General features: G+C 45.1%; 7 protein-coding genes and 1 pseudogene. 3 read left to right on the top strand and 5 right to left on the bottom strand.

What is annotated here, in order from left to right; translation table 11 throughout:
• A partial coding sequence (locus NNO04_RS05345) for a helix-turn-helix domain-containing protein (protein ID WP_271443791.1) occupies positions 1-739 on the top strand: 739 nt, incomplete at its 5' end.
• 158 nt (positions 740-897) lie between these two features.
• Positions 898-1,850: pseudogene (locus NNO04_RS05340) on the top strand (IS3 family transposase); the annotation flags it as partial.
• A 585-nt stretch (positions 1,851-2,435) separates the two neighbouring features.
• On the opposite strand, the gene NNO04_RS05335 reads toward NNO04_RS05340, so the two are convergent.
• Positions 2,436-4,565, bottom strand: coding sequence for a helix-turn-helix domain-containing protein (locus tag NNO04_RS05335; protein ID WP_271443790.1), 2,130 nt, complete (start codon positions 4,563-4,565; stop codon positions 2,436-2,438).
• 345 nt (positions 4,566-4,910) lie between these two features.
• On the opposite strand from NNO04_RS05335, the gene NNO04_RS05330 reads away from it, so the two are divergent.
• The gene (locus tag NNO04_RS05330) at positions 4,911-5,603 is read left to right on the top strand and encodes a hypothetical protein (RefSeq protein ID WP_096823268.1); all 693 of its coding nucleotides are present in this window, start codon (positions 4,911-4,913) and stop codon (positions 5,601-5,603) included.
• A gap of 352 nt (positions 5,604-5,955) precedes the next feature.
• Here the strand turns inward: NNO04_RS05330 and NNO04_RS05325 are convergent, their stop codons facing one another.
• From NNO04_RS05325 to NNO04_RS05310, 4 genes are all read right to left on the bottom strand, one after another.
• Positions 5,956-6,276: a TA system toxin CbtA family protein gene (locus NNO04_RS05325; RefSeq protein WP_271443789.1), complete on the bottom strand. Its 321-nt coding sequence runs from the start codon at positions 6,274-6,276 to the stop codon at positions 5,956-5,958.
• Between the two features lie 36 nt (positions 6,277-6,312).
• On the bottom strand, positions 6,313-6,636 hold the full coding sequence (locus NNO04_RS05320) for a type IV toxin-antitoxin system YeeU family antitoxin (protein ID WP_258925794.1): 324 nt from the start codon (positions 6,634-6,636) through the stop codon (positions 6,313-6,315).
• A 12-nt stretch (positions 6,637-6,648) separates the two neighbouring features.
• The gene (locus tag NNO04_RS05315; RefSeq protein ID WP_271443788.1) at positions 6,649-7,119 is read right to left on the bottom strand and encodes a JAB domain-containing protein; all 471 of its coding nucleotides are present in this window, start codon (positions 7,117-7,119) and stop codon (positions 6,649-6,651) included.
• A gap of 70 nt (positions 7,120-7,189) precedes the next feature.
• On the bottom strand, positions 7,190-8,011 hold the full coding sequence (locus NNO04_RS05310; protein ID WP_271443787.1) for a DUF932 domain-containing protein: 822 nt from the start codon (positions 8,009-8,011) through the stop codon (positions 7,190-7,192).
• Positions 8,012-8,090: the final 79 nt, after the last annotated feature.

The following is an 8,090-nucleotide window of genomic DNA, read 5'->3' as shown; positions in this document are numbered from 1 at the left end:
GGATATTCCGGAAAAAATATTAATGAGATTAGATACTGAAATGGAAATGACCTTAGGACAGGAAAAGCAAGATTATTTTAAATTTTTATTGGAGGTTCGCCCAATAGAGGTGGTTGATAAATTAATCAAAAAATTAATATCGTTTAGCACACCTATTAAATTGCCTGTCCAGCAACCTTTTTATATTACTTCTCCTGATAGCGGAAAAACATCCGTTTTATTATTGCAGAAAGGCTGTTTTTTTTGGGGGAGAGAAAAGACACCCTGTAAGTCTGGAATACATTTAGCACTATTTTTAGCACCAACAATTATAGGGCTAATTGATGTGCATGAAGATTTTAGCCACATCAAGCATCGTTCACAGTATTATATATTGCCGCAAACCGAGTGCATTGGCTATTCATTGCCTGCGAGTCTGTTTTCCATGAAAATTAGTGAATATAATTTGTGGCATGACGTAAATCGAATTCTGGCTCATCAATTCATGATTCTGAATGTTAAGGTCAGTGAACTGGTGGGAGCTGATGCCTATACTAAAGTGCGGACATTACTGACAGAGCTATGGCTTTATCCAGAAGAGATTCGCCAGCAGATTAACGTCCAGTCGTTTATTCAAGTCAGGACGCTGTTATCGCGTAGCCAGACGTTTAAGATATTGGCGGAACTCAAAGCGGGCAACTATATAAAAATTAAGCAAGGCGCTTTATTTTATTTGCGTAAACTACCAACTGCTTATTGACGAACCGTCTTCAGGTATCCAGTTTGCTAAATAACATGTATTTGTAATTCTGGTTGGCTTTGTTGAATAAATCGAACTTTTGCTGTTTCGAATGATGAATCGCCACAGGTTTAACAGACACCTCAGAGTCATTTAAGATGGCTTAAAGAGAGGTGCCCATGAGCGGTAAGCGTTATCCAGAAGAGTTTAAAATCGAAGCAGTCAAACAGGTTGTTGATCGTGGCCATTCTGTTTCCAGCGTTGCAACACGTCTGGATATCACCACCCACAGCCTTTATGCATGGATAAAAAAGTACGGTCCGGATTCTTCCACTAATAAAGAACAGTCAGATGCTCAGGCCGAGATCCGCCGGCTCCAGAAAGAGCTGAAGCGGGTTACTGACGAACGGGACATATTAAAAAAAGCCGCGGCGTACTTCGCAAAACTGTCCGACTGAGGTACGCCTTTATCCGTGACAACGCCCGTTGCTGGCCTGTTCGCCTGCTCTGTCGGATGCTGGATGTTCATCCCAGTGGTTTTTACGCCTGGCTTCAGCAGCCGCATTCACAACGCCATCAGGCAGACCTGAGACTGACAGGACAGATTAAACAGTTCTGGCTGGAATCGGGATGCGTCTATGGTTATCGCAAGATCCATCTGGATCTGCGGGACAGCGGGCAACAGTGCGGAGTCAACAGAGTCTGGCGACTGATGAAACGTGCCGGGATAAAGGCTCAGGTCGGATATCGAAGCCCACGAACGCGTAAAGGTGAAGTCAGTATCGTGACACCCAACAGGCTCCAGCGACAGTTCAACCCGGAAGCTCCGGATGAACGTTGGGTAACAGACATAACTTACATCCGAACCCACGAAGGCTGGCTGTATCTGGCCGTAGTTGTTGACCTGTTCTCGCGCAAAGTTATCGGCTGGTCAATGCAACCCCGGATGACAAAAGATATTGTTCTGAATGCGCTTTTGATGGCCGTGTGGCGACGTAATCCCCAAAAACAGGTGCTGGTTCATTCTGACCAAGGTAGTCAGTACACAAGCCATGAGTGGCAGTCGTTCCTGAAATCACACGGTCTGGAGGGCAGTATGAGCCGTCGTGGCAACTGTCACGACAACGCGGTGTATTAATCAACGGGGAGCAGGTCACCATTGGTCACCCCCCTTTGTTGGTATAAATAATATCGAACCGAGAATACCAACGCATGTACCAACATTTACCGGTTGCTGTGGGTTGAAGTCGGTTGACCTTGAGAGAGTTAATATAGCGAGAAAGGTAGGTAAATGCTGGATTTTACGCATAAAAAAAGACCTCAGTTGAGGTCCATTTACATACTTATGGTGCGAAGGCCGGACTCGAATTTCACACCTAATAGACTGATATCAATGATGTTTATAAACAGGAATAAATAGTCATACCCGCACTTGTACCCACAAGTTAAAATCCGTACAATAAATAGACACCTCAGATGGGCACAAAACCATACCAGTACAACACTGGTATGGCTATCAAAGCAAGGTTTAGGGTGGGTCAATAAGCTTTTACCATAGGCTCAAAATTCCCAACAACTCTGAACATAATCGTCTGAATAATGTGATGACGCTGTAAAGTTTTTACGTGACACAGAGTTCTGAAAGTTCTCCAGTAGCAACCTGTCGCATAATTCTTAACTAGAAGTTTTGTTATGCATCTGGTACTTACCTTACTATTTATTCGTCGGTAATCAGTAACGATTCAACCCGGGTTAGCGCCAAATCCCATTCACGTTGAATCATTGACCACAGTTCATCCTCAAGCCGTTTTTTCTCCGGGTTGTTAAACCAGTCTCGACTATGGGCAGCAATCCTGCCTTTGTAGCCACTACCTTGCCCCCATTCTCTCTGGCAACTATTCCAGAAATTTCTATCCTGTTTTAATTCATCGCGGAAAGATGTTTGACCCATAAGTTGAATTTTAGACAGTAGCTCGTCATAAGCTGTCTGGAGTAAACGCTGGGATTGTCCAAGTAATTCATTTGCTTCTTCAAGTTCAGGTGTTTCTGCCATGTTCTGGCAAATCTCAGCAAACCCCGAGACTGCAGAACTGAGTGATTGAACCGCTATTTTTCTTGCACCATATCCAAGGTGATGACCAAAATTAAAGTTGTACCAGTCCCCTTCCCGATTTACAGAGGCTCTAACAGTTGCTGCGTAGGCGTAGCCCAACTGCTCAATAAGGCTGTCCTGAACATGCATATTTAAATGTTCAAGCGAACGATGTCGGTTGATCCAAGTTCGCAGTTGTTGTGCCGCTTGACGGATGACTTCTTGAGTTTGAGCCAGTTCATAGTTTTGCAGAAGAGCGTTGGCATTAGTGATGATTTCACTCAACTGATGGGCGAAAGACTGACGTACATAATTCAGCCGTTCTGATAGAAACGCCTGGAACAATTTAGGGTCATCCTGGCGAGAGTCAAAAAAGCCGACGGCTAATTCAGATATTCCAAGAGGTGCTAGACTCATGGATATTTGTTCATGCTTCAGTTCATAACCTTCTTCCGCATTCTCAACTCTCATTCCCATCTCATCTTTTACTTCAAGAGCTTCGCCTGAACGAGGGAGTACTAGTAATGCTGCCTTTTGGATAAGACCGCGGATACCTGCATCTTTAGCTCGCTCGAGAAGTAGTCTAGCTTCCGCAGCCGGTGCATTGTTAAAACCAGAACAAAGGATAGCTAGTGTATGAGGATCATCAAGAAGGCATTCGAGGTCTGCTCGAGCTGATGTACGATCAATCCCTTTGGTATCTATAAAACGTACTGACAGATTATCTATCGGAAGCAGGTGATCTGGTACTATTACTTCAATGCGTGCAGGAAGTGTAAATTCAGGATGACGACCATTGTTGACTTCCTCAAACGTGTCTTTTAGCCAATTAAGAGGCTGTTTTCCCGTGCTGGCATCATACCAAACATCACGGCGGTCACGTCGAGGAAGTTCCATTCTAGACAGAATCTCGACAACAACTTCGCGGGTACTGCAGAATTTGCTAGCAAGCTCTTTAGCTTCATCATGACGAACTGTTTTTCCGTCCACTCCTTTGCTTTTGCTGATTCGCAATCTGGCAAGATTGCGGATCGCTCTCTCAATTTCTTTTGAAATTCCCTGAGATTCATCTCCGCTCCCCCCTTGGATGCCTATACCTCGAATATATTCTGCAAAATCGGTGACATGAGCACGAATAACGTCATCCAGACATGGTTCAATAAGAAGTCCATAACTAGGCCCCTGACGAAGGTGTACTTCACAAACTGTAATACCCCCAGCACCAGCCTCAAGTACAGGAGCCGAAGGGTGAGCATCCGTGTTGGAGACCTCAAGACCAGTAAGTCTGCAGATTGCAGTGGATTTACCTATACCAATACTGCCAATAAATGCTACTTGATGCTCACGTTTGAGTAATAAGTTTGCCGAAGCCTTCAATTCACCCACGTAAGTAGATAGACGGCGTTCGAAGGCATTTTTTGTGTCGGGTTTTTGAGCTAACTCCATAAGCTGCTTGGCAACTTCTTCTGCAGACCACAAAAGATCCTGATCGGGGTGGTCAAGGCTCGGACGCTCAATTATCTGCCAGTGACGTTCAAGAATTGTACGAAGACGCAGAGCCTCTGGAGTATCAATCGCTTCCAACAGCATTGACAGCTCCCCCGACTCTACCGAACGGTCCCCACTCTCTATACGAGATAGTACTGCTGCGCTCCAGGTTACCCTACGGGCTAGTTCAGCTTGCTTAATTCCGGCACGTTCACGTACTAGTGTTAGATACTGGCCTAATTCAAGAGAGGAAATGTTAGTTATCATGATTATGCTCCTTTTTCGATTAAAGAAAGGATGCAGCAACGTTTCATTTTAGTCAATAAGATATCGAGAAACGTTTTCGATCCATTGCTTGACTTGCCACATTTCTTCACATTAAGCAGTCTTTGAGTGCGGCCTTGGCCTCTGGGAAGGGAAAATGAGTTATCATCATTTAAAGACCAAACAAAATGGATATCACTAACAGCTTAGTGATACTAATTGATTTAAATAACTCATTACCAATTGAAAATATTGAAAAAATCGCGATCGCGTATGTTGGTAGCTTAAGCTAGCCGAAATTATCTAACACTCAACTTCGTATAAAATCAGTCCAAAAGGTCTTCACGGATGAAAAAATTGCTGAATGTATCTCTTTTTGTAGCTGTTGTGATTCTAGGTGTCGCTCTGCTGATTTCCGGATTACTCGATGGAACTGCTTTTGTAGCATTTATCGTTTCTGGTTGTCTGGGCGCTTCTGTTTACGCGTTGTTACCATCGATAACTGAGTTTTCGATAGGAGGTAACTCAGTTAAATTTCAGGAAAAGCTCCATGAAGCCGAAATGATCACTGATGAGCTCAAAAAGCTAAAATCGATAGCCGTCAAAACAACGCTGAAATCGCTTAAGATACAGCAAAAAGCAAATCTCCTCGTTTACCAAAATCTTTTAGAGTTTAGGGATATTTATCAACTGCTTTCGGATACAAAAGAATTTGAGACTGATTACGAAGTGCTGGTAATGGAAACCGCACTTTCACTCAGGGAAAATGTCTTTGATTTTGTGGATCTTGAGATCGAGAGCTATAAGTCTCAGTGGTCTAATTGGCGCGATAAATATGTCAGAGAATACATTAGAGCAAACATCAATCAGGACTCACTATCTTCACGAGTGAGAATGAGTATTCGCTTTGCAAAACAGTATCTTTACTTGTCTAATTTTATTGATGGGTTGTCTGCGGGTGGCACGCCGATGTTAAAGATTATCAGCGGAGAGGATGGTTGGCATATGATTATGAAAGGTACTACGTGGAAGGGTCATTGAAGATTGTATTTTTCCTTATACCTTTGATTTGGTATTGCCAATTAAACACGCTATCCGAGCTTCATAGCCCAATCTTGTTCCCCATCAATATCTGAGATTGGCTGAAATACGGCACAAATCTGCTGGCGACGTTTCTCAGTCTGTGATTGTCTGGAATATCAACCGGTGACAATCCGTTCGATACTAGTCGAAAGGATGAGTTCATTGGGTTCCGTTAACACGTCGGGTTCTGTTTGCATCGTTAATCGTCCATTAAAGCAAACACGCCTGCCGGGAGTGGCAGGCGCATTATGCGATGAATAAAAAAGGTGGGAAGTTCAGAAGTAAAAATCAGGAATGAGACTTGAAGAATTCAAGTATTTATTAATCCAGTAGCTCGCCTGGCTCTAAGAATGTCGGTGGCGGTCAGGAACGGTGTCTGCTCCTGCCAGGTGAATCCTTTGCGATCAATGCGTACCAGTTCATAACGTTCCACTAGGAAATTAACCGCATCGGCGAGCGTGATTCCCGCATCAATATGCTCCTCAATGGCGGCGTCGTTATGGAATGGCGTGTCGTTTAGTGTGAGGCCGTAATGGTGTTCCAGCAGATACGTTAAAAGTTGCTGCCACACCATTACGGGCGACAGGCGTGACGAAACCGGCACCGTGGCCGGTACAGATGAAATGTGCATGGGTTGAGTCCTGAGAAAAGGAGAAGAGAGAAGGTGTTATGGGGTTGGATAAATAGAAATGTAAACGTAGCCGCAGCTACCTCGGGTATCAGCTATACAGGTTAGACTCGCAAGTTGAATGGTCACCTGATGTTGCTGCTGTGGATTTAGCTCGCCAGAACGCAGCATTGCTTCCAATTGACTGATAAACAGCGGGAAAGCTTGATCCAGTTTCTGCAGTTGCTTCGGGGTAAATTCCCCCGTCAATTCAGCCCTGTCAGCCAGATAATGCAGACGGTTGCTTTCCTGGACTAATCTAGCGCCAAATCGTGGGGTGATATCGCTTTGTAGCCCCCATTCATAGGGTGGTGTGAATGGCATGAAAACCTCCGTTTAAAGCAAACCCTGCTCAGCGAAAGAAACCACTTCATTCCCAACAACCAAATGATCCAGCACTCGCACTTCTACCAGTGCTAACGCTTTCACTATCCGCTGAGTAATGTGTTTATCCTGCTGACTGATTTCTATCGTACCTGACCGATGGTTATGCGCCAGAATTACCGCAGCGGCATTGTGTTTTAGGGCCAATTTAACCACTTCGCGGGGATGCACTTCGGTATGGCTGAGTGTGCCGGTAAACAGTGTTTCGCATCCCAGCAGGCAGTGTTGATTGTCGAGATACATCACGATAAAAACTTCACGTTCCTGATGAGCCATCTGTAATTGCAGCCAGGTTTTAGTAAAGCTGGTGGAGGTAAATGGCTCACTCGGTTGACGCTGGTATTTCTCCAGCAGACGTAATGCACGACGAATGACGCGTTGCTCGTTTGCAGGAAATACCGGGGATAAATTAAATACAGACATATTTGTTCCTTGAAACAAAAAGCCTCGCCGGTTTATTGGCAAGGCCTGAGGGAAGGGATAATAAAAAGGTTCATGAGGCAAGCTGCAGCATATTCTCAGCCATCACCCACAGAGCACGGTTAAGCCTCACATCACCGTCGATACTTTTTACAGCGCGTGTATGGGCGTGTTTACCTTTGGTGGTTCGTCCAGACAGACCGCCTTTAATCAGGTTTTCCTGAATGCGCTGATAAGTGGTCCACAGGTCGTTACTTTCATCCTGCCAGCGGCGCGGGGATAGGATCTGCGATTCCGTCACCGGCTGATGCTCTTCACCAAAACGATAAGTTAATGCCGCTTTCGCCATCGCCTGCTGTGCTGTTGGTGGTAACAAAAGCGACTGCATGGCATCGCGCTTCTCTTCTACTCGGTCAAATATCCCCAGCACTTCGTAAGCCCCTTCAATGACTTTTTCCACAACATTGCCTTTATGCGGCACCCGCACCTCACCAAAACTCTCACCGCAAATTAGTCCATTCTGGCAAACCGATCTGAATAATCCCGGTAGCATCTGGTATGAGCTGGAGCCGTCGTGGCTATTAAGCAGTATGATTTCAGGCACCTGCTTGCCAGTGATCTGGCCTTCGCGACGCAGACGTAACATGTGCTTAGTATGTTCGCGTTTGCTCTGGTCTCGGACTCTAGTCTGGCATGCAAAGAATGGCTGAAAGCCTTCACGTTGCAGGTTATCAAGCAGGGTAATGGTCGGAATGTATGTGTACCGATCGCTGCGGGATTCATGCTTTTCTTCGCTGAATACACTCGGCACATAATGCGCCAGTTCATCGCGGGTTAGCGGGCGGTCGCGTCGAACAAGATTGACTGCGCCGAAGCGGCTGGCTAAACGTGTCATTATTAGTTCCTTATTGAGATATGAAAAAAAGACCATGCCTCAGAGTGAGGCATGGTCTTTTCTGAAAGTGAATGGTGAA

Origin of the sequence: Citrobacter sp. Awk 4 (assembly GCF_028069725.1) — a bacterium.
Classification (GTDB): domain Bacteria; phylum Pseudomonadota; class Gammaproteobacteria; order Enterobacterales; family Enterobacteriaceae; genus Citrobacter_D.
This window is presented reverse-complemented; position numbering and strand designations above follow the sequence as displayed.

Excerpts from the sequence above, each read along its gene's own strand:
- NNO04_RS05335 (WP_271443790.1), bottom strand. The coding sequence starts at position 4,565 with ATGATAACTAACATTTCCTCTCTTGAATTAGGCCAGTATCTAACACTA.
- NNO04_RS05320 (WP_258925794.1), bottom strand. The coding sequence starts at position 6,636 with ATGCCATTCACACCACCCTATGAATGGGGGCTACAAAGCGATATCACC.
- NNO04_RS05330 (WP_096823268.1), top strand. The coding sequence starts at position 4,911 with ATGAAAAAATTGCTGAATGTATCTCTTTTTGTAGCTGTTGTGATTCTA.
- NNO04_RS05325 (WP_271443789.1), bottom strand. The coding sequence starts at position 6,276 with ATGCACATTTCATCTGTACCGGCCACGGTGCCGGTTTCGTCACGCCTG.
- NNO04_RS05310 (WP_271443787.1), bottom strand. The coding sequence starts at position 8,011 with ATGACACGTTTAGCCAGCCGCTTCGGCGCAGTCAATCTTGTTCGACGC.
- NNO04_RS05315 (WP_271443788.1), bottom strand. The coding sequence starts at position 7,119 with ATGTCTGTATTTAATTTATCCCCGGTATTTCCTGCAAACGAGCAACGC.